Consider the following 20,723-nt stretch of genomic DNA (forward strand, 5'->3'; position numbering starts at 1 on the left):
AAATCTGAAGTGCGGCGGTTAATGCGCGTGTCGTTCGGGCTCGACTTGACGGACGCAGGCTGCGGAGGGACGGTTGGGCAAGGCCCGTCAGAGGCCCGCCCTAGGATAGGAGACCCCCATGGCCGACGACGCCGTCCTCAGTCTGAAATCTCGCGTCTCCGAGGCGGAATGGCGCACCCGGGTGGAGTTGGCCGCCCTCTATCGGCTGGTCGCCCTCCACGGTTGGGACGACATGATCTTCACCCACATTTCGGCGCGCGTTCCGGGGGCGGAGCATCATTTCCTGATCAATCCCTACGGCTACTATTTCGACGAGATCACCGCCTCATCCCTGGTGAAGGTCGATCTGGACGGCAACATCGTTCAGGAGACCGCCGACTTCATCAATCCGGCGGGCTTCACCATCCATTCCGCAGTCCATGCGGCGCGGGAAGACGCAAAGTTCGTGATCCATCTCCATACGGTGAACGGGGTCGGGGTGGCGGCCCAGCAAGGCGGTTTGTTGCCGATCAGCCAAAACGCCTGTTTACTACAGCATCAGGTTGCGTATCATGGATACGAGGGGTTGGCCCTGAACCATGACGAGCGCGAACGTCTGGTCGCCGATCTGGGGGACAAGCCGCTGATGCTGTTGAGAAATCATGGCACGCTCGCGGTCGGGGAAACGGCGGCTCAGGCATGGATCGGCATCTTCTTCCTGGAAAGAGCCTGCGCCCAGCAGGTCGCCGCCCTGTCGGCGGGGCCGGATCAAGTCTTGATCGCGCCCGATCAGGCCCAGGCGGAGACCAAGACGCAGGGCCGGGGGATCGGCTTCGTCGCCGCCCTGGCCTGGCCCGGGGCGCTGCGGCAGCTGGATCGCAAGTCGCCCGGCTACGACGCCTGACCGCAGCGGCGGCGGGTCTGGCGCTCGCCTGGCCTGCCTTGGCGCAGGCGGGAGCCTGGAACCCGCCGAAGGGCCAGGGGCAGGCGATCATCAAGTATGAAAACCAGCGGGGCGATACGGGCTTCGATCCTTCAGGTGAGGAGGTTCCCCTGCCGGCCCAGCGCCGTGATGCGGCCCTGGGCCTGTTCGCCGAATATGGAGTAGGCGACGCCCTGGCGATTCGGTTGAAGGCGGATTGGCAGGACGGAGAAGACGCCTTCGTCGATTATCAGGGGCGCGGCCCGGTGGAAATCGGCGCTTCTTGGCAGGTTTGGCGAGACGACGGCGGCGCCGTCTCCGTCTACGGCGGCTACGCCTGGGCGGGGGAGGGGCGCAATGCGGGCTATGCGGCGCCGGGAATCGGCGAACATGATTGGGAGGCGCGGGTGTCGGCGGCGCGGTCCCTGGGCGAAATGGGCGGGCGATGGGGGATGGACCAGTCCTTCGTCGAACTTCAGGTCGCGCGTCGCCTCCGCGACGATCTGCCCAATGAGACCCGGATCGACGCCACCATCGGGGCGCGGTTCGACGCACGATGGCTGATCCTGGGGCAAGCCTTCGCAGGCGCGGCGGACGGCGGCGCGCGCTGGCTGTCGCTCGAAGGTTCCCTCGTCAGGGATTTCGGCGACTGGAGTCTTCAGGCCGGCTGGCGGCAGACTGTCGCGGGCCGCGAGGCGGCCGTGGTTCATGGACCGGTTGTGGCGATCTGGCGCAGGTTTTGACGAAAACCGCGCGACGGAATTCGCCGTAAGTCACGTTACGGATAGGTAAGGTTGCGCGCCCGAGAGAAGACGCTAAGCGTGCACGTCCTCTGAATTGAAAGTCTGTTGCGTGATCAAACGCCACTTCTTCCTCGTCGCCGCAGCGATCCTGCTGGGGCTGATGGTTCTCGCCGCCGTGCTGAAGCTGGCCTTCGCTGAAGACGAGGGGGCGGGCGGCCCCGGCGGCGGCGGTCGTCGCGGCGGCCAGCAGGTGTCCGAGGCGGTCGTCGCGCAGAAGCCCTTCTCCGACCAGATCCGCGTCCTGGGCGTGGCGCGCGGCCAGAGGTCGGTGAACATCACCTCCTCCACGACCGAACTGATCACGCGGGTCCTGTTCACGGACGGCCAGAGAGTCTCGGCCGGGGCGCCCCTGGTCGAACTTCAGGCCCGCGAAGAGGATGCAGCCATCATCGAGGCGCGCGCCAATGTCGCCCAGGCGCAACGCGAATACGATCGCTACAAGGCCCTGGCGGACCGCGGGGTCGCCCCTCAGGTCTTGCTGGAACAGGCCGAAACCGCCCTGGAGACGGCGCAGGCGTCCCTGCAGGCGGCTCAGGCCCGACGCGGCGACCGGGTGATCCGCGCCCCCTTCGCCGGGACCCTGGGCCTGACCACGGTGACGCCCGGCACCCTGGTCAATCCGGGCGCCGTGATTGCGACCCTGGACGATGTCTCGACCATTCGCGTCGATTTTCCTCTGCCCGAACGGTACCTGAACCTGCTGCGGCCGGGGACGCCGATCACCGCGACCGCTGACGCCTATGGCGACGCGCCGTTCCAGGGCCGGATCGCCCTGATCGACACCCGCGTCAATGAGACGACCCGCGCGGCCACTGCCCGGGCCGAATTCCCCAATCCCGGCGGCCGCATTCGCCCAGGCATGCTGCTGAGGGTCTCGGTCCAACAGGGACAGCGGCAGTCCGCCGCAGTTCCCGAGGCCGCCGTTCAATATGAGGGCTCGGGCGCCTTCGTCTATCGGATTGCCCCCGGCGCCGAAGGTTCGACCGCCCAGAGGGTCGAGGTCGAGACTGGGGCCGTCGAGAACGGTTTTGTCGAAATCCTGTCCGGCCTGGAGGTCGGCGATCGGATCATCGGTTCGGGTCTGAACCGCATTCAGCCGGGCGCCGCCGTCAGCGTCGCCGGCGCGCGTCGTCAGGCCGCCGCCAAATGATGCTCTCTGATGTCTCGGTGCGGCGGCCCGTATTCGCGGCCGTCGCAGCCATCGTCCTGTGCGTGATCGGCCTTGCGGCCTTCTTCTTCCTGCCGGTTCGCGAACTGCCGGACGTGGATCCCCCGATCGTCTCGATCAACACCAGCTACGCCGGGGCTTCGGCCGAGGTGATCGAGAGCCGGATCACCGAGCCGATCGAACAGCAGATCGCCGGGATCCAGGGTGTCGAACGGATCAACTCGACCAGTCGGGACGGCCGGTCGAACGTCAACATCGAGTTCTCCCTGGACCGCAATATCGACGATGCGGCCAATGACGTGCGCGACCGGGTCAGCCGGGTGGTCGGCGCCCTGCCGGATCAGGCGGATCCGCCGGAGGTGGCCAAGGCCGATTCCGACAGCCAGCCGATCATCATCGTCTTCCTGCGCTCGACCACGATGAATCGGCTGCAGCTGACCGACTACGCCGACCGCTATCTGGTGGACCGGATGGCGACCGTGCCCGGCGTGGCCCAGGTCAACATCTATGGCGAGCAGCGCTATTCGATGCGGATATGGCTGGACCCCGCCGCCCTGGCCGCGCGCGGTCTCACCGTCACCGACGTCGAGACCGCCCTGACCAGCCAGAACGTCGAACTGCCCGCCGGGTCGCTGGAGTCGACCGCCAAGAACTACACCGTGCGCGTGGCCCGCAACTACGCCCTGCCGGAAGACTTCCGCCAGCTGCCGATCGGAACGCGCGGCTCGGCCTCCACCTCCGCCTCGGTCGCCACGGGAACCGGCAGCGGCTCGTCGGCCATCATTCAGGGCCAGCCGACCTATGTCACCCGTCTGGGCGACGTCGCGCGTGTGGAAGAGGCGCCGGAAGAGGACCGGCGCCTTTTCCGCGGCAACAGCATGGATCAGATCGGCCTGGCCGTGACCCGTCAGGCCCAGTCGAACGACCTGGCCATTTCCGACGGCGTGCGCAAGATGATCGACGAGATCCGACCCAGCCTGCCGCCCGGCGTAACGCTGGAGATCGGTTCGGACAATTCGGTCTTCACCTCTCACGCCATCGACGAGGTCTGGATCACCATCGGCATCTCCATGGCCCTGGTGGCCCTGGTCAACTTCATCTTCCTGGGCAGTCTGCGTGCGGCCCTGATCCCGTCCATCGTGGCCCCCATCTGTCTGCTGGCGACCTTCATCGTCCTGGCGCCCCTGGGCTTCTCGCTGAACCTTCTGACCCTGCTGGCCCTGGTGCTGGCGATCGGCCTGGTCGTGGACGACGCCATTGTGGTGGTCGAGAACATCCAGCGGCGGCTGGACCACGGCGAGCCGCCGCTGGTCGCGGCCGAACGCGGCGCGCGCCAGGTCTTCTTCGCCGTTGTGGCGACGACGGTGGTGCTGCTGTCCGTCTTCGCCCCCCTGCTGTTCCTGCCCGGCTATGTCGGGCGGCTGTTCGTCGAACTGGCGGCGGCGATTGCGGCCGCCGTGGCCTTCTCGGCCTTCCTGGCCTTGAGCCTGTCGCCGATGCTGGCCTCCAAGATCCTCAAGCCGGCCGAAGGCGGCGGCTGGCTGGCGCGCCGGGTCGACTGGGGCATGGACCGGCTGAAGACCTCATACGGCCGTTCGCTGGAGATGCTGCTGGGGCGGCGCGCGGCGGTGATCGGCGTCGGCGTCCTGATCGCCCTGGTCGCGGCCGGGGCGGCCGGCATCTTTCTGGCCCTGCCCAACGAGCTGGTGCCGGATGAAGACCGGGGCCGCGTCTCGGTCCGCGTCGCCGGGCCGGAAGGGGCGGGCTTCGACTACACGCGAAAGATCATGATGGGTCTGGAGCCCCTGCTGGCCGACTATAAGGCCAGCGGCGAGGCCGATTCCTATCTGATCTCGGCGCCGGGGTTCGGCGGCGGCAGTTTCAACTCCGGCAATGGGGTGCTGGTCCTGTCGGACTGGTCCAAGCGCGAGCGGTCGGCGGCCGAGATCGCCCAGGAGTTGAACCGCAAGCTGCGCGGCCAGACGGACGCTCAGGTCAACGCCTCGACGCCGGGCGCCTTCCAGCGCGGCGGCGGCAATTCCAACTCCATCGAATTGATCGCCACCGGCACCGACTATCAGCAGATCTACAACTGGCTTCAGCCCCTGTTGGCCGCGGCCCAGAACAATCCGGGCTTCTCGCGGCCGCGCCTGAACTATGAGCCCAACTCGCCGCGCCTGCTGGTGGACGTCGATCCGCAGAAGGCGGCGGCCCTGGGCGTGTCCTCGCAATCGATCGGCCGCACCCTGGAGACCATGTTCGGCTCACGCCGGGCCACCACCTATATCAAGGGCGGCCAGGAGTATGACGTCATCCTGCAAACGGAACGTCAGAACCGGCGTGAAGTCTCTGACCTGGAAGCGCTTTATGTGCCGACCGGTTCTGGGCAGCTGGTGCCGCTGGCGGCGGTGGTGACGACCCAGACCTCGGGCGACACGCCCGATCGCCGCCGGCTGGATCGCCAGCGGGCCATCACCCTCCAGGCCGATCTGAACCCCGGCACGACGATCGACGATGCGGTTCAGTTCCTGCGGGCCGAAGCCGCCAAACAGCCCCAGGGCGGGGTGGTGGTCCAGTGGGGCGGGGCCGCGCGCGATCAGCAAGAGGCGGGCGGCGCCGTCCTGGCCGCCTTCGGCCTGGCGCTTCTGCTGGTCTTCCTGGTTCTGGCGGCCCAGTTCGAAAGCTGGATCACCCCGGCGGTGATCATGCTGACCGTGCCCCTGGCGGCGGCGGGCGGTCTGTTCGGCCTGTTGATGGCCGGGTCCAGTCTGAACATCTACAGCCAGATCGGCCTGATCATCCTGATCGGGGTGGCGGCCAAGAACGGCATTCTGATCGTGGAATTCGCCAATCAGCTGCGCGATCAGGGCCGGTCGATCCGGGAGGCGATCATCGAATCCTCCTCCCTGCGCCTGCGCCCCATCATCATGACCTCCATCGCCACCGCCTTCGGCGCCCTGCCCTTGGTGCTGTGGCAGGGGGCGGGAGCCGGCAGCCGTCAGACGATCGGCGTCGTCATCTTCACCGGCGCCATCTTCGCCACCGTCCTGACCCTGTTCGTCGTGCCGGTGATCTACGGCCTACTGGCTCGCTTCACCAAGTCGCCCGAATGGACCGCTCGCAAGATCGAGGAGTGGGAGGCTCAGGAACTGCGTGAGGGCGGACCCAAGCCGATCGCCGAAGGCTGACGCCTCAGGAGGCGGGCGGCGTCGAGGCCGCAGGGCGGTAGCCCGTCTCCACCTTCAGGAAGGCGATGACGTCGCGCCGGTCCTTGGCGTCGGGCAGGCCGGCGAAGGTCATCTTGTTGCCGGGCAGGAAGCCGCGCGGATTCTGCAGCCAGCGGTCCAGCGCCTGGGCGTCCCAGACGAAATCGGCCGTCCGCAGGGTGTTGGAATAGTTGTAGCGCGGCCGCTCCCCCGCCTTGCGCCCGAACACGCCGTACAGATTCGGCCCCGCCATGTCCGGCCCGTCCCGGCCGATGGTGTGGCAGGCGCGGCAACGCGCGAAGACGCGACGTCCATTGTCCAGGTCTCCCGTATTGTAAGGGGCGGGAAGGGCGGCGAGCAGATCGGCCTTCTCCGTCTCCGTCAGGGCGGGCGGGGCCTTGGATTGAGGCGCACCGCCCTGATCTCCGTTCGGACCGCAGGCCGTGAGCGTCAAAACAAGGGGGACGGCGGCGAGGGTGAGGTGACGCATCGCAGGCTCCGATTTTGCAGCAGGTTAGGCCGCCGGATAGGGCAAATGTCCAGCGCGGCAATTGGTCAAGGTGTCCCGCTGGACGGACGGGGGGCGCACCTGATAATCACTGTCAAAGAAGATGCGCGACCCCTGGTGCGGTCGCCCGCCCGTGTGAGCCTAGATTTGACCGATACGATAAAGCTGAGCCAAGCCCGACGCGGCGACCGCGGCGTCATTGTCCAGGTGGGCGGCCATTGTCACCATAAGGAGCATGAGGTCGAGTTGGAGCGCCGCCTGCTCGAACTGGGCTTCGTCGAGGGCGCCGAGGTCGAGCTGCTGCACGAAGGCCTGTTCGGGCGCGACCCGATCGCGCTGAAGGTGGACGACATGCGCGTGGCCCTACGTCGGCGTGAGGCCGCCAGCCTGATCATCCGCCGGGTCGCCGCCTGATGGACATGGCCCTTAAGACCGCCCGCGTCGCCTTGGTCGGCAATCCGAACAGCGGCAAGACCGCCTTGTTCAACGCCCTCACCGGCGCGCACCAGAAGGTCGCCAACTACGCCGGCGTCACGGTTGAGCGGAAGGAGGGGCTGATCCGAGCCGCCTCCGGCCGGACGATGTCGGTGCTGGACCTGCCGGGCACCTACTCGCTGCGGGCCCGCAGCCCCGATGAGGAAGTGACCCGCGACGCCGTCCTTGGCCGTCTTGCCGGAGAGACCCCGCCGGATGTGGTGGTCTGCGTCGCCGACGCCACCAATCTGCGTCTGGTTCTGCGCCTGATCCTGGAGTTGAGGGCCGTCGGCCGGCCCATGGTCCTGGCGCTGAACATGTACGACATCGCCCAGCGCCAGGGGCTGCGCATCGACCTGGAGGCCCTGTCCGCCGAGCTGGGCGTGCCGATCATCACCACGGTGGCCACCCGCAAGCGCGGGATCGAAGACCTGATCGCGGCTGTCGAGGCGAAGGTCGAGGCGGCGGCGGTCGAGGATGAAAACCGGTGGAGCAGCCCGGATTCCGCCGCCCTGCGCCATGCGGCCCGCGAGGCCGAGCGGATCATGAAGGCTTGCGTGCGCCCGCCCGAGCGGCCCGACACCCTGACCGGGAAGATCGACTCGGTTCTGCTGCACCCGGTCGCGGGGATGGCGATCCTGTTCGTCCTCCTCTTTGTGATGTTCCAGGCCGTCTTCAGCTGGGCGGCGCCCCTGATGGACGGCATCGAGGGCGGAATCGGCTGGATCGGCGGCCTGGTCGCGGCCCTCATCCCTGACCAGGGCGCGGGCGGACTGATCCAGAGCCTGATCGTCGATGGGATCATATCCGGCGTCGGCAGCGTGCTGGTCTTCCTGCCGCAGATCCTGATCCTGTTCCTGTTCATCATCGCCCTGGAAGACTTCGGCTATATGGCCCGCGCGGCCTTTTTGATGGACAAGATCATGGGCGGCGCCGGCCTGCACGGGCGGGCCTTCATCCCCCTCTTGAGCAGTTTCGCCTGCGCCATACCCGGCATCATGGCCGCGCGGGTGATCGACTCGCGCCGCGACCGGCTGACCACCATACTGGTCGCGCCCCTGATGACCTGCTCGGCCCGGATTCCCGTCTATACGCTGATCATCGCGGCCTTCATTCCCAGCCGGACCGTCTGGGGCGTCGTCAATCTGCAGGGACTGGTGATGTTCGGCCTCTACGCCGCAGGGATCGTCAGCGCCCTGATCGTGTCGCTTCTGATCCGCAAGGTGTTCTGGCGCGGCGCGGTCGAGCCCTTCATGATGGAGCTGCCCACCTATCGGTTGCCGGACCCCAAGAGCGTCGCCTTCAACCTTTGGCTACGCGCAAAGATCTTCATCAATCGCGCAGGCCGGATCATCTTGCCGCTGGTCATTCTGCTGTGGGTTCTGGCGACCTTCCCCTATCCGCCCGAGAACGCGACCCTGCCGGCCATCGACTATTCGTTCGCCGGCATGATCGGCCGGGCGCTGGAGCCGATCTTCGCCCCCATCGGCTTCAACTGGCAGATGGTCATCGCCCTGATCCCCGGCATGGCGGCGCGTGAAGTGGCGGTCGCGGCGCTCGGCACCACCTACGCCATCGCCGATGCGGAGAATGCGACCGGCCTTCTGGCCTCGACCCTGTCGGCCCAGTGGTCCCTGGCGACGGCCCTGTCCTTCCTGGCCTGGTACATCTTCGCGCCCCAGTGCGTCGCCACCCTGGGTGTGGTCAAGCGCGAAACCAACTCGACCAAATGGACCTGGATCATGATCGGCTACATGTTCGGACTGGCCTATCTGGCCTCCTTCGTGACCTATCATGTGGCGGTGGCCCTCGGAGGCGGCTAAGCGGGGGTGGTTCTTCACCGTCCGGACCCAGAGATGAGCCCTGTCCTCGCCGCCGTCGTCCTGGGCCTTCTAGGTCTGATCATCGGCAGTTTCCTGGCGGCCGTCAGCGTCCGCCTGCCGCGTGACGAGGACATCGTGCTCGCCCGGTCGCGGTGCATGGGGTGCGACCGGGTTCTGCGGCCGTGGGAACTCGTCCCCCTGTTCAGTTGGGCCGTGTTGCGCGCCCGCTGCGCCCGGTGCGCCGCGCCCATTTCCCCACGCTATCCTTTGATCGAGCTGGCGGCGGCCGCAATCGGCGTATGGACGGGTCTCTGGGCCGGCCTCGACGGCGGATCGATCCTGATGACGGCGGCGACCGCGATCCTGGGATGGCAGCTGCTGCTGATCGCGATCGTCGACGGCGAGAACTTCTGGCTTCCCGACATCCTGACCTGGCCGCTGGCGGCGACGGGACTGATCGCGGCGGCGCTGTCGGGATGGGACCAGGCGATCGCCCATCTGATCGGCGCGATCGTCGGGTTCGGGGGGCTGTGGCTGGTCGCCTGGCTGTACAAGCGGGTCCGGGGTCGAGACGGGCTGGGGGGCGGCGATCCCTTCCTCTTTGCGGGCGCCGGGGCCTGGGTCGGATGGATCGGCCTGCCCAGCGTTCTTCTCTGGGCCTCGGCGGCGGGCCTCAGCCTGGTGTTCGGCCTGCTGGTGGTGCGCCGCTCGGTCCGCGCGACGGACAAGCTGCCCTTCGGCGTCTTTCTGGCCGTCGGCATCTGGCTGACCTGGCTTTATGGGCCTCTAGGCCTCTAAACTATGGACGCGGGCTGGATTCCCCGACCTTCCAACCACGAGGCGTTGGCTCGAATTTATAGGGGTGACAATGGCCGATTTCCTGCGGCTTCAATCCGCAGGCGGATGTCAAAGCAATGAAGACGGCAGAGTGGGCGATCAGAAGAACCGATTCGGCCTGGCCCGTCGCGAGACAGCAGTTTGCGGCATCAACCACCCTGTCGCGAAAATCGGTAAAGGTTTCGGCCTTGGGGATCGGATAGCCTCTTAGCCATGCCGTTACGAAGTCGTCGGCCGGATCATGCTCAAACATTCCCTCCTTGATGCCTAGGCAAGCCTCGCGAAGGTTCGGTACCGGCACTAGGCGGATGGACGTCTTCGCGGCGACGATTTCCGCTGTGCGCGCAGCGCGTGACAGAGGTGAATGATAGATTGTGTCGATCCCCAAGGAGGACACTCGTTCTGCCGCTACCTCGGCTTGCCGTATTCCCAGCGCGTTTAGGGGTTGATCCTTTTGGCCGACGCAAATGCCGTCGCGGTTCCAGTCCGTCTGGCCATGGCGCATGTAGTGGAAGGCGATGTGATGGAGCGCCAAGATTGACTCCGAGGCCGTAGTTAGGAGCGGGCACCTAGATTAGCGGCCGGTGGTCAGTTTGACGATGATGATCGCCGCCGTGTCCAGAATGGCCTCGGGCGTGTCGGCGCGGCGCAGCAGGTCGAAGCTGGCGGCGGTGGATTCGGCGATGGAGGCGATCTGGTAGGAGGCCAGTCGGGGATTGTAATCCTTGGGATGGAGGCCCGCCGCATGGGCCTGGGCCACCCGCCGTTCGATCGCCAGATGCAGGCGGCGCAGGCGGCGCACGCGGCTTTCGACAAAGGCCGCCTCGCCGTTGTCGGCCAACATATGCTCGACCCTCAAAACCTGCCCATGATCGCGCCAGACCGCCATCACGTCCAGAATGAAGGCGCGGCCGATGGCGAAGGCCCTGTCGCCGGGCCAGTCCGTCTGGAAATGCGCGGCCAAACCCTGGAAATCGGCCGCCGCCGCTTCACACAGGGCTAGAACCGGTTCCTCGACCGACTTGAAATAGGTGTAGAAGTTCGAGGGCGAGACGCCGGCGGCTGAAGCCACGTCCGCCACGCGAATCTCGCCGTAGTGACGGGCGTTAAGCAGCGTCCGCGTGGCGTCCAACAGGGCCTGACGGGTCCGGCCGCCCCGCGCACCGATCTTGTGCCCCAGCTTGTTGGTCGTGTCGCCCATATCCCCGATGGTCGAAAAGAGGTGCTATGCGGCGGCGGCCCCGAAGGCGGCGCCGACCGTGACGACACGGCCCGCATAATCGATACGGCGCAGCCTAGCCGACCGACTCGCAAAAGGCCAATGCCGGGAAGGTTTCGACCTCAGTCAAACGGCAGGATGAAGACGCCGTCGTATCCGGCGCCGGCGTCCTGGCGGGGCAGGGCCACGAATTCCCGCCCGGCGCTGGACAGGACCTCCCGCACCAGTTGATCGAAGGCGGCGGCGTCATCCCGTTCAGACTTCAAGATGGCGAAGCCCTCTTCAGTCGGTTCGACCCGGTACCCCGCGCCCTGCTTCAACTCTGTGAGCGAAAAACCCATCGAACGCGCGGCTCCTCTATCCAGGATGCCTTCGCACAACCCTGATGCGTCGTAAACAACATGGGTTGGTTCGATACGGAAGAAGGGCCGTCCGACGGACGGCCCTTCGATGATCCCGAACAGAGATCCTTGAAAGGTGGATCAGCTGCGGACGGGCGCGCGCACGCCGGCTTCCGCTCGCGCCTCATCGGTCTTCAAGGCGGCGAGGAAGGGCATGATCTGCCAAAGGGCGGACAGGCCGACCAGCACATAGACGATGCGGGACAGGGCCGAGCCGTCGCCGAAGAGGGCGGCGACCAGATCGAAGTCGAAGGCGCCGACCAGACCCCAGTTGAGGCCGCCGACGATGACGAGGAGGAGGGTGACGAGGTTGAGGATTTTCATGAGCTTTCTCCGTGATTGTAAGGAAAGAAGCTTCGACCGGTCAGGCCGTTCCATCCTCGCCCTGTCCGCGTCGCCTCTGGCGGAAACCGGACAGACCGCAACCCTTGCGGTCGTCATTGTCCATTTGCCGACACGGGGCAACGCGGCCGCGCGGCGCCCATTGAGGCGGGGACGCCGACTTTGAGGCGGTCCGGGATTTTTGCGCTTGCCGCCCTTCGACCCCACACCCCTCGTTCAGAACATAGAGAGCCTGTTTCGCCGGCTCCGCCTCGTGGCCGTTCTCGGCGGAGCGGCCGTTCTGGCGACCCTGTCCGCCCTGGCGATCCTGCGTTAATCGAGCGGCGGCAGAGGATCGTCCGACGGGCCGGCCGCCACCCGGACTTCATAGATCGGCGGTCCCGTGTCTTGGAACAGGACGAGCGTGAACACCGTCTGGTGCACGCCTTTCAGCGCATGGTCGCGGATCAGATCGCCCACAGCCAGCAACGCTTCGCATCGGGCCGCGTTGTCATCCCCAGCCATAAGCTGAAGACGCTCCTCCATGCCGGCGACGCCGATTTCCAGGCGGTAATTCGTCATGGAGCCTATACGCGAGAGGCGGGGCTTGGATGTCGTTTAGCTCCATTTGTTCAATGCTGGACGTTCTCGTCCAGAAGTTCGAACGTCGTGACGATCTGTCGCCGGCTCAGAGGCGGGCCATTCTTCGACTGCCCGTCGAGCGTCTCCAGGCGAGCGCCGGGGAAACGATCGTGCGCGAGGAGCGGCGTCAAACCTCGAGCCTGCTGCTGCTGTCCGGTTACGCCGGACGGGTCGCCTTTGTTGGGGATGGCGGGCGGCAGTTCACCCAGATCGGCCTGCCCGGCGACTTTCTGGACCTGCACAGCCTGGTCATGAAGCGGATGGAAAACGGCGTCATGGCCATTTCCGACTGCGAATTAGCGGCCATCCCCCATTCCGCTCTTCGCCGACTGACCGCGCGCGATCCCCATCTGGCGCGAATGTTCTGGCTGGAAACGGTGGTGGATGCGGCCATCCACAGGGTCTGGCTGGTCGGTATGGGACGTCAGGACGCCCAGGCGCGCATGGCCCACTTCTTCTGCGAGATATTCACCCGGCTGGAGCCGGTGGGGCGAACCGCCGAAGGGAGCTTCGACTTTCCCCTTAACCAGAATGATCTGGCCGATGTTCTGGGCCTGTCGTCCGTTCATGTGAACCGAACCCTGATGGCGCTGAGGGCGGCCGATCTCCTCGACGTGCGCGACGGCCGCGCCGTCATCAAGGATTGGGACGGCCTGAGCCGCGTCGCAGAGTTCGACCCCCAATATCTGCGTCTCTGGAAGGAGGCGGTTTGAGCCTCAGGCGCCCGAGCCCGGCTCCGCCATCTTGCGATGCCTTTCGGCCAGGACGGTCTGGGGGGTGATCGCCGCCATCGCCGCCTGGACCTTGTTGCCGAGACCCGCCACCACGTCGCCGTCGCCTCGCTTCATCGCCGCATAGCCCGCCTTTGCGACATCCTCCGGGTTGGCCTTGTCGCCCTGGGCGACCTTGGTGTCCATCATGTCGGCGCGCTCGAAGAATCGGGTGTCGGTCGGGCCGGGCATCAGGACGGTGACCGACACCCCTGAGTCCTTCAGCTCATTGCGAAGGGCCAGGGAGAAGCTGTCCACGAAGGCCTTCGAACCATTGTAAACAGCCTGAAAACTGCCCGGCATCAGGCCGGCGATCGAGCCGGTGAACAGGATGCGGCCTTGGCCGCGCGCCCGCATGGTTCTGCCGATCAGATGGACCAGACGCACCGTCCCGGTGATGTTGGTGTTGATTACATGAAGGATCTCATCGAACGGCTGGTCCAGAAAGGCCCGGCCCAACCCGTGACCGGCGTTGGCGGCCAGGGCGTCGATCGGGCGCTCGCCGATCAGCTCTCTCAAGGACTGCACCCCCTCTTCAGAGGCCAGGTCGACCTGAAGGGCCTCGACATGGGCGCCCAATCCCTCAAGCGCCTGCATCGCCTCAGCCAATGGGGTGTCGGCGGCGATGACCAGGTCGTAGCCGTCCTGGGCGAACAGCTTGGCCAAGGCGTAGCCGATGCCCGATGAGGCCCCGGTGACCACGGCCAGCGGCCGAACGGTTTCTGCAGCGGTTTGATCCAGGGCGTCGGTCATTGATGAACTCCGGCTTTTCAGCCTGACCAACTCACGCCTGGGCCCTGTGTTCCGTCCAAGACTCGACGGAACGAAGCCGGCGCCGCTCGGTTCACCACGTTCAGCCGATCGGAGCTAAGTCCATGTCTTATAGTGACGTTTCAACCGACGCCGACGTCGGATCGACCGCCTTCCTTGAAGAGGATCGGCAAGAGGGCGACCATGACTCTTCAAGTCTGCGTGCGGCCCTGATCAACCGGCCGAGGCAGGAACTCTATGACTACTGGCGGGAGTTTCGAAACCTGCCCAGCTTCATGGAGAATGTGAAGGCCGTCGAAATTCTGGACGGGCGTCGCTCGCAATGGACCATAGCCGGCCCCGCCGGCGCCGACTTCGACCTGGTCTGCGAAATCACCGAGGATCGCCCTGGCGAGCGGATCGCCTGGACCTCTTCCGAGGGCTCCGACGTCGATCACGAGGGCTGGGTCGATTTCAAGGACAACCCCTTCGGCCGCGGCACGGAGGTCCGGGTCTTCATCAGCTATGATCCGCCTGCGGGGGTGGTGGGCAAGGTGGTCGCCAAGGTGATGCAGCGCGAGCCGCGGGTTCAGGCCCGGCGCGAGCTTCGCCGCTTCAAACAGCTGATGGAGACGGGGGAGGTTTCGACCTCCAAGGCGCCCGAGGCGGCGCCCCGCGCCTCGCGCCACCTCTGATCCTTTTCCCTCGAACCAAGGAGCCCCAATGCGCGCCCTCACATGGCACGGAAAACACAATGTCCAGGTGGATACGGTCCCTGACCCCCAGATCGTCAATCCCAGGGACGCCATCATCAAGATCACGGCGACCGCCATCTGCGGCTCGGACCTGCACCTCTACGACAGCATGATCCCCGGCATGTCCAACGGAGACATCCTGGGACATGAGTTCATGGGGGAGGTGGTGGAGGTCGGCCGAGGCAACACCAGCCTGAAGAAGGGCGATCGCGTCGTTGTTCCCTTCGTCATCGCCTGCGGCCAGTGCTTCTTCTGCGAACGGTCGATGCCGGCCGCCTGCGACAACTCCAATCCCGCCGACAAGGCCGACGCCACCGAGATCGCCTACGGCCATTCCGTCGCGGGCCTGTTCGGCTATTCGCACCTGACCGGCGGCTTCGCCGGGGGACAGGCCGAATATGCGCGCGTGCCCTATTCCGACTACGGCCCGATCAAGATTCCCGACGGGATCGAAGACGAGATGGTTCTGTTTCTGTCAGACATCTATCCCACCGGCTGGATGGCGGCGGAGAACGCCCAGATCCAGCCCGGCGACACCGTCGCGGTCTGGGGCTGTGGACCGGTCGGTCTGTTCGCCATCAAGAGCGCGATCCTTCAGGGCGCCGGCCGGGTGATCGCCATTGACCGTCACCCGAACCGATTGGCCCTCGCCAAGGCCAATGGCGCGGAGGTGCTGAACTATCACGAAGTCAAGGTGCGCGAGGCCCTGATGGAGATGACGGCTGGCCTGGGCCCCGACAGCTGCATCGACGCCGTCGGCATGGAGAGCCACGGCTTCTCGCCAGACAATATCGTCGATGCGATCAAACAGGAGACCAGGCTGGGGACAGACCGACCCCACGTACTGCGCGAAACCATCATGGCGGTGCGCAAGGGCGGAACGGTGTCGGTTCCAGGCGTTTACGGCGGGGTGGCGGACAAATGGCCTGTAGGAGCTTTCATGGAGAAGGGGCTGACGCTGAAGACCGGCCAGACCCATGTTCAGCGCTATCTGCCGCAACTGCTGCAACTGGTGCTGGACGGCAAGATCGACACCACCGACCTGATCAGCCATCGCCTGCCGCTGGAACAGGCCCCTGAAGGCTACAAGAACTTCAAGGAAAACCAGAACGAATGGACCAAGGTGGTCCTGAAGCCGCACTGAGGCTTCAGCAGCCGCAGGCGAAGCGATGAAGGCGCGCGGGGTCGGTGACGATCATCCGACCCCGCGACAGCTTCAGCGCGCCGTCCCTCTCCAGGGCCTTAACGGCCGCATTGACGCTGGTGCGTTGGACGCCCATGGCCTGGGCCAGGATGGACTGGGTGGTGCGCAGTTCAGGGCCCGAAGTCTCGTACAGACGGCGAATCCAATTGGCCGTGCGGTGGGGCACCTGGTGGACGGCGTTGCAGGCCGCCTCGGCCTGCACCCGCGACAGACGGTCCAAGGCATGGCGGGCGAAAACGTGTTCGACCCAGGCCTGCCCCATCAGATCCGACAGATCGGCGGCCGGCGCCTCGATCCAGTGGGCGTCGATCAGAGGCAGAAAACGCACGGGATAGAAGGCGGAGGCCAACGAGGCTTCCCAACCGAACATCGCGCCTCGGCCATGAAGGCCGACGCAGGCCATGTTCTTGCGGTCGAAGGCCGCTAAGGCGCCGTCCAGCACAAAACCTACCGCCGCACGCCCTTCCAGGCTTTCCCCGGCGCGGCCGCTCCGCATCTGACCCTTCCGTCGGACCAGATCCTGGACCTCGTCCGGCATCAGCCGCAGCACCGGGTGATCCCTCACACCTTGCGGACGATGGTCTTCCGAAATCGGATCCCGCGAGGAGACCGCGAGGGCTGAAGCGGCGTCATACATGCACCCACCCTGCACGGCGCGTAAGGCCAAGGCATTCACATGGGTTAAGCAAGGGCGGCGATCACCGCGCCTTGTGCGTTTCTTTTTCCCGTTCGGACCGGACCGCCCGGCAAGGAGGTAGGGCGAACGCCGCCCAGCCTCGGATACGGGGGTCGAGGGGCGCGCGTTTCTTTCATTGGATCATCCGGCCGCCGTGTCTGAACCGAGCGGGGCATGGACGTCCCCGTGATCCGGCCGCGGAACCCGCCGCAGCGGCTGGCCTTTCCTTAGGAACAAGGAGCCGCACGATGACGATGAAGTTTTACCAGATAGACCTGGAGCAAGGCGGGGTGACGCGAACCGTGCGCGTTCCGTCCAAGACCGATGTCCAGGCGGCCGACGCGGCCGCGCCTCTGATGAAGGCGGGCGAGCGGATCATCGCCATTCGCCAGGTCGTCGATGACGGATTGCAGAAGGCTGACGCCCTGCCGCCGGTCTCCCAGGCGGAGTCGTTCGCCGAGATCACGCCGGGCGCGGCGGCAAAGGGGCCGCCTCCCACCAGCTGACGCCGCAGCCGGCGCCGGGTCGCGCTGAAGACTGACCTGGGTAAGCTGAGGCGTTGCGCTGAAGGAGGGTTGACGGCATTGTCGGGCGGCAGACGAGTGAACCATGGCCGACCAAACAACAAACATCGACGACGCCTCTCCGCAGTTGGGGCGAGACGATTTAGTGACGATGGTTCAGGCGGTTGTCGGCTAAGGTGTCCGAGACGACGACATCGGTGAACGTCGCCCAGCGCCTGACGCCTATGGAGGCGGCCTGTCTGCGCCGTGTGCGCGACGGTCTTCAGTCGAAGGAAATCGCGCTCGAATTGGGCCGCTCCGCCAAGACCATAGACAAGCATATCGAGAACGCCTGTCGCAAACTGGGCGTCAGCAGCCGCCGGCAAGCGGCGCGCCTCTATTTCGAACCTCTACGGGACGATTCCGTAGGGGCGTCATTCCCCCTGCCCACCGCTCCCGACGCCGTCTCTGATGACGGTCGGAAAGGAGGCTTGGATGCCGCACTCGGGATGTCATCTGCCGCCCGTCACATGGGAGGAGCTGGAGGCGATCTTCGAGGATTTGGCGGCGACGAACGAGGAACGCGAGACGGCTCTGCGGTTGCTGGATCTGACACGGACCCTTCAGCCCTATCTCTCGCCGCTCGATTTGATGCGCGAGATACTCTGCATCGCGCTCGTTCTCCCCAGCGAGAACGATCGGCCGCCAAGACGGCCCGCGTTGCCGAGCGAGTTCGTGAACTGGCGATGATCCCGATCTTCGCCGCCGTCGCACTCGCCGTTCTCGCCGCCATCCTCGGAGGCAGCGTGCAGCTTCAGCTCGCTGTGCAAGCGCTCGATCGTCTGCTGTCCGGCCGCTAGGTCTCTCTTTCCGCTGATCAACAGTTGATGCGGCGCCGACAGCTCGGCGTCGGGGAGCGGACAATGCAAAGACTTGAAATCGCGCAAACGATCGCGAACGCCCTGTTTCGGGCGGAGGACCAGGCCGACCAAGGTCTGATGGCGGCGAGCGCCCTCGTCAGCCTGATGGCGGAGACGCGGCTGGATCATCGCCTTTCGGCCGTCTTGGCCGCTCAGGCCGTTTCGGAGACCACCGAGGCCATTCGGGCTTTCGGCGAAGCGCGAGCCCGTCTGGTGGCGGCCCATGCGGCGCTGGAACAGGCCGCGCCGGCGCTCATTGGGCGCGAGACGCGACTGATGGGGCCGCTGACAGGCAAGCCCGAAACCGACCAGCCCAGGACCGCTCGTCTTCGGGCCGCCGCCTGATGGTGACGCTGGACTTGCAAGGTCGGACGGCGCGCGCCACGAAGACCTATGCAATCGCTACACACGCCGCTGCAAATCGGTCTGACCGTCGCCATGGCGGTCTGCCTTCTCGTCGCCCTCTGGAAGGGCGACGGGTCGGCGCGGCTGGCGGCCTTGGGCATGGTGGCGGGGTCGGTGCTCAGCGCCTTGGTGCAGGATCGCGCCAACCCCGACGCCGCCCAGTGGCTGATCATGGGGGTGGACGCGGCCTATCTGGGGCTGTTGGCGGCGATCGCTTGGCGCAGGCCCGCGCGCTGGCTGGTCTGGGCGGCGGCGTTCCAACTCGCCCAGGCGGTGACGCATCTCAGCTTCGCGCTCAATCCGGAGATTCTCGGCCGGGCCTATATCAGCACCTCCTATGTGCTGTTCGCGGGTCTGCTCGCCGCCCTGTTCGCAGGGCTTCTGCGATCGGAGGCCGCCCATGAGCATGACGGCCGAACCGATCGATGCGACTGACCGCTATGTAGGCGACCGCCTGTCGGAGCTTCGCAAGGACATGGGGCTGAACCTCGCCGAGCTGGCGCGGACCAGTGCGATTTCGATTGCGGAGCTGTCGGCCATCGAGGCGGGCAGGGGGAAGGTTTACAGCGCCACCCTCTGGCGTCTTTGCCGCGCCCTCCACGCCGACCTGGAAGACGTCCTTCCGCCCCGCGACCTCACGGTCAGCGGTCGCGCCTGAAGGCGTCGGACAAGTCCTGATGGAGCAGGGCGACGATGGTGGGTGATCACAGGTTCGAACTGTGGACCCGCTGATTAAGAGAACCTGATGTGTGGTCCTCCGCACCCCGCAGAATCAGCGAAGGGGTGCGATGCAGTGTATTGATATAATTGATTATTTTCGTGCGCGATCGTGGGCTATCGTAGATTTACGGGTTGAAACGCTGCTGACCGGCGGCGTGAATCTCACCGTTTTTCTCACCGTTTTTCTGCACCGTTTTTCGCCCGAAAAAGTCAGCAAATGTCGAACCTGCGTCTAAGCCTCACCGACAAGAACCTGATCGGACTGCCGCTCGCTCACGACCGGCCCTACATCGCCCGCGACACCGACCTGGGCGGTTTCTTCGTGGTCATCGGCAAGGCGTCCAAGACCTTCACCATCCAGGCCGACCTGCATCGCGACGACGGCACGCGCACCAGCATCCGGATGGCCGTCGGGGAGGTCGGCGAGATCAACTCCCGCGACGCCCGCATCAAGGCCAAGGCGCTCATTGGCCAGATCGGCAAGGGAGAAGATCCGCGTCCGCCACGGGTGAAGAGGGTGAAGCCGGGATCTGTCGACGCCAGCGGCGTCGTCATCACCTCGCCCGACGGCGTGCCGACCCTGGGCGAGGCGTGGCAGCGCTTCAAGATCTCCCACCTTGAGCGCAAGAAGCGGGCCAGCGGCACCTTGCGCAGCTACACCGACCACATGGAGCGGCTGTTCGCCGACTGGCTCGATCGCCCCCTGTCAGAGTTCGGCGACAAGCCGATCCTGATCGCCGACCGGCACGACATGATCACCAAGGCGAACGGGCCTGCCATCGCCAACGGGGCGATGCGCAGCTTCCGTGCCGTCTATCGGCATGCCCGAAAGACCTGTCGAAAGCTGCCGGCCGAAAACCCTGTCAGCGCGGTGGACTGGAATCCGGAACATCGCAGGGACACCGCCATGGGCGTCGGAGATCTTCCGGCCTGGTTCGAGCAACTGGCGCTGATCCAGAATCCGATCCGTCGGGAGTTCCACCTGTTCCTCCTCCTGTCTGGTTCGCGTCCGGAGGTGATGAAGAAGGTCCGGATCGAGGATCTGGATTTGAAGGAGCGGGTCCTGCACCTGAAGAAGCCGAAGGGCGGGGAGGCCAAGGCGTTCGACATTCCGCTCTCGCGCGCGATGATGGAGTGCATCTTCCGCCTGCGCCGGATCGGGCCGATCATCTATCCGGAGAGCGGCCGGACCTTCCTCTTCCCGAGCGACGCGCCCTGCGGCCATCTGGTGGAGCACAAGGAGAACCGGGCGGTCCTCAGCCACTGGGGCAACGACCTTCGCCAGACCTATCGGACCATCGGTCAGGCCGCGGAGGTGTCCGAGGTGGATATGCACCTGCTCATGAACCACTCTCTTCCGGGCGTGAACGCCGGCTACATCACCCGCTCCAAGCTGATGCGCGACCACCTGCGCAAGCAGCAGGAAAAGCTGTCGCAGTTCATCCTGGGATCTTCGGTCGGTCGCGGGCGGAAGCCGAGCGCCGAACTCAGCCGGTGGCTCAACAGCACCAGCCGGATGCTGGTGGACGACCTCATGGGAGACCACCCGGATACGGCGCGCCTGAAGTCTGGATCTCGCGCGGCGCTCCGAAAGCTCGAGGTGCAGGCCGCGCGGGTGGCGGTGCACGCTCTGCCGTCTGTGCTGATCGACGCGCCCAGCCGCAGGCCCGCTGCAAGTCGGGCAGGGGCTGAGCGCGTCGGTCCTTAGCGACGCCCA

The 20,723-nt window shown here is 65.9% G+C and carries 24 protein-coding genes; 16 read left to right on the forward strand and 8 right to left on the reverse strand.

The features are described from left to right. Window positions 1–118: 118 nt before the first annotated feature. The 4 genes from AC1RKE_RS10865 (at window position 119) to AC1RKE_RS10880 (ending at window position 6,060) form a co-directional block, all read left to right on the forward strand. Window positions 119–883, forward strand: coding sequence for a class II aldolase/adducin family protein (locus AC1RKE_RS10865; RefSeq protein ID WP_191558357.1), 765 nt, complete (start codon window positions 119–121; stop codon window positions 881–883). 38 nt (window positions 884–921) lie between these two features. Then, complete coding sequence (locus AC1RKE_RS10870; RefSeq protein WP_224761402.1) at window positions 922–1,644, forward strand: hypothetical protein; 723 nt, start codon at window positions 922–924, stop codon at window positions 1,642–1,644. A 109-nt stretch (window positions 1,645–1,753) separates the two neighbouring features. Next, window positions 1,754–2,854, forward strand: a complete 1,101-nt coding sequence (locus tag AC1RKE_RS10875) for an efflux RND transporter periplasmic adaptor subunit (protein ID WP_054766912.1) — start codon at window positions 1,754–1,756, stop codon at window positions 2,852–2,854. Next, complete coding sequence (locus AC1RKE_RS10880) at window positions 2,854–6,060, forward strand: efflux RND transporter permease subunit (protein WP_221233607.1); 3,207 nt, start codon at window positions 2,854–2,856, stop codon at window positions 6,058–6,060. Before AC1RKE_RS10875 ends, AC1RKE_RS10880 begins: the two co-directional genes overlap by 1 nt. Window positions 6,061–6,064: 4 nt before the next feature. Here AC1RKE_RS10880 and AC1RKE_RS10885 read toward each other — a convergent pair whose 3' ends face one another. After that, window positions 6,065–6,568, reverse strand: coding sequence for a c-type cytochrome (locus AC1RKE_RS10885; RefSeq protein ID WP_191555514.1), 504 nt, complete (start codon window positions 6,566–6,568; stop codon window positions 6,065–6,067). A 165-nt stretch (window positions 6,569–6,733) separates the two neighbouring features. On the opposite strand from AC1RKE_RS10885, the gene AC1RKE_RS10890 reads away from it, so the two are divergent. From AC1RKE_RS10890 to AC1RKE_RS10900, 3 genes are read left to right on the forward strand one after another with little or no spacing between them, the layout of a single operon-like run. Then, window positions 6,734–7,000, forward strand: coding sequence for a FeoA family protein (locus AC1RKE_RS10890; protein WP_054766914.1), 267 nt, complete (start codon window positions 6,734–6,736; stop codon window positions 6,998–7,000). Then, window positions 7,000–8,883 (forward strand): ferrous iron transporter B, encoded by a 1,884-nt coding sequence (feoB, locus tag AC1RKE_RS10895; protein ID WP_348683155.1) that lies wholly within the window; start codon window positions 7,000–7,002, stop codon window positions 8,881–8,883. Before AC1RKE_RS10890 ends, feoB begins: the two co-directional genes overlap by 1 nt. A gap of 33 nt (window positions 8,884–8,916) precedes the next feature. Next, window positions 8,917–9,681, forward strand: coding sequence for a prepilin peptidase (locus tag AC1RKE_RS10900; RefSeq protein WP_348683153.1), 765 nt, complete (start codon window positions 8,917–8,919; stop codon window positions 9,679–9,681). 1 nt (window position 9,682) lies between these two features. Here the strand turns inward: AC1RKE_RS10900 and AC1RKE_RS10905 are convergent, their stop codons facing one another. From AC1RKE_RS10905 to AC1RKE_RS10925, 5 genes are all read right to left on the reverse strand, one after another. Next, a complete protein-coding gene (locus tag AC1RKE_RS10905; RefSeq protein WP_348683151.1) occupies window positions 9,683–10,255 on the reverse strand; it encodes a histidine phosphatase family protein in 573 nt (190 codons plus the stop codon). Between the two features lie 39 nt (window positions 10,256–10,294). Then, entirely contained in the window at window positions 10,295–10,921 is a 627-nt protein-coding gene (locus tag AC1RKE_RS10910) for a TetR/AcrR family transcriptional regulator (protein ID WP_054765492.1), read from the reverse strand. 140 nt (window positions 10,922–11,061) lie between these two features. Further along, window positions 11,062–11,280, reverse strand: coding sequence for a hypothetical protein (locus tag AC1RKE_RS10915; RefSeq protein WP_191555517.1), 219 nt, complete (start codon window positions 11,278–11,280; stop codon window positions 11,062–11,064). A gap of 141 nt (window positions 11,281–11,421) precedes the next feature. Continuing rightward, window positions 11,422–11,664 carry a DUF378 domain-containing protein gene (locus AC1RKE_RS10920; RefSeq protein ID WP_054765494.1) on the reverse strand — a complete coding sequence of 81 codons (243 nt, stop codon included), beginning with the start codon at window positions 11,662–11,664 and terminating at the stop codon, window positions 11,422–11,424. Window positions 11,665–11,994: 330 nt separating this feature from the next. Beyond that, window positions 11,995–12,243: a DUF6894 family protein gene (locus AC1RKE_RS10925; RefSeq protein WP_348683150.1), complete on the reverse strand. Its 249-nt coding sequence runs from the start codon at window positions 12,241–12,243 to the stop codon at window positions 11,995–11,997. 53 nt (window positions 12,244–12,296) lie between these two features. On the opposite strand from AC1RKE_RS10925, the gene AC1RKE_RS10930 reads away from it, so the two are divergent. Beyond that, entirely contained in the window at window positions 12,297–13,016 is a 720-nt protein-coding gene (locus AC1RKE_RS10930; RefSeq protein WP_182713830.1) for a helix-turn-helix domain-containing protein, read from the forward strand. 3 nt (window positions 13,017–13,019) lie between these two features. On the opposite strand, the gene AC1RKE_RS10935 is transcribed toward AC1RKE_RS10930, so the two are convergent. Beyond that, window positions 13,020–13,826: an SDR family NAD(P)-dependent oxidoreductase gene (locus AC1RKE_RS10935; protein WP_054765497.1), complete on the reverse strand. Its 807-nt coding sequence runs from the start codon at window positions 13,824–13,826 to the stop codon at window positions 13,020–13,022. 122 nt (window positions 13,827–13,948) lie between these two features. On the opposite strand from AC1RKE_RS10935, the gene AC1RKE_RS10940 reads away from it, so the two are divergent. Both AC1RKE_RS10940 and AC1RKE_RS10945 read left to right on the forward strand, forming a co-directional pair. Next, the gene (locus AC1RKE_RS10940) at window positions 13,949–14,518 is read left to right on the forward strand and encodes an SRPBCC family protein (protein WP_054765498.1); all 570 of its coding nucleotides are present in this window, start codon (window positions 13,949–13,951) and stop codon (window positions 14,516–14,518) included. A 28-nt stretch (window positions 14,519–14,546) separates the two neighbouring features. Continuing rightward, on the forward strand, window positions 14,547–15,722 hold the full coding sequence (locus AC1RKE_RS10945; RefSeq protein WP_348683148.1) for a zinc-dependent alcohol dehydrogenase: 1,176 nt from the start codon (window positions 14,547–14,549) through the stop codon (window positions 15,720–15,722). Window positions 15,723–15,726: 4 nt separating this feature from the next. Here AC1RKE_RS10945 and AC1RKE_RS10950 read toward each other — a convergent pair whose 3' ends face one another. Beyond that, window positions 15,727–16,419 (reverse strand): Crp/Fnr family transcriptional regulator, encoded by a 693-nt coding sequence (locus AC1RKE_RS10950; RefSeq protein WP_348683146.1) that lies wholly within the window; start codon window positions 16,417–16,419, stop codon window positions 15,727–15,729. Between the two features lie 287 nt (window positions 16,420–16,706). Here AC1RKE_RS10950 and AC1RKE_RS10955 point away from each other — a divergent pair, with 287 nt between their 5' ends. The 6 genes from AC1RKE_RS10955 to AC1RKE_RS10980 all read left to right on the forward strand — a co-directional run bounded on the left by AC1RKE_RS10955 (window position 16,707) and on the right by AC1RKE_RS10980 (window position 20,714). After that, window positions 16,707–16,964, forward strand: coding sequence for a hypothetical protein (locus tag AC1RKE_RS10955; protein ID WP_224762172.1), 258 nt, complete (start codon window positions 16,707–16,709; stop codon window positions 16,962–16,964). 194 nt (window positions 16,965–17,158) lie between these two features. Beyond that, window positions 17,159–17,821 (forward strand): helix-turn-helix domain-containing protein, encoded by a 663-nt coding sequence (locus AC1RKE_RS10960; RefSeq protein ID WP_082382670.1) that lies wholly within the window; start codon window positions 17,159–17,161, stop codon window positions 17,819–17,821. A gap of 63 nt (window positions 17,822–17,884) precedes the next feature. Then, entirely contained in the window at window positions 17,885–18,226 is a 342-nt protein-coding gene (locus AC1RKE_RS10965) for a hypothetical protein (RefSeq protein ID WP_054765502.1), read from the forward strand. Between the two features lie 48 nt (window positions 18,227–18,274). Beyond that, window positions 18,275–18,721, forward strand: coding sequence for a hypothetical protein (locus AC1RKE_RS10970; protein ID WP_191555521.1), 447 nt, complete (start codon window positions 18,275–18,277; stop codon window positions 18,719–18,721). Next, entirely contained in the window at window positions 18,687–18,944 is a 258-nt protein-coding gene (locus AC1RKE_RS10975) for a helix-turn-helix domain-containing protein (protein WP_183215810.1), read from the forward strand. Before AC1RKE_RS10970 ends, AC1RKE_RS10975 begins: the two co-directional genes overlap by 35 nt. 279 nt (window positions 18,945–19,223) lie before the next feature. Then, window positions 19,224–20,714, forward strand: a complete 1,491-nt coding sequence (locus AC1RKE_RS10980) for an integrase arm-type DNA-binding domain-containing protein (protein ID WP_395942178.1) — start codon at window positions 19,224–19,226, stop codon at window positions 20,712–20,714. Window positions 20,715–20,723 lie beyond the last annotated feature (9 nt).

The organism is Brevundimonas sp. GW822-FHT03E11 (assembly GCF_058801445.1).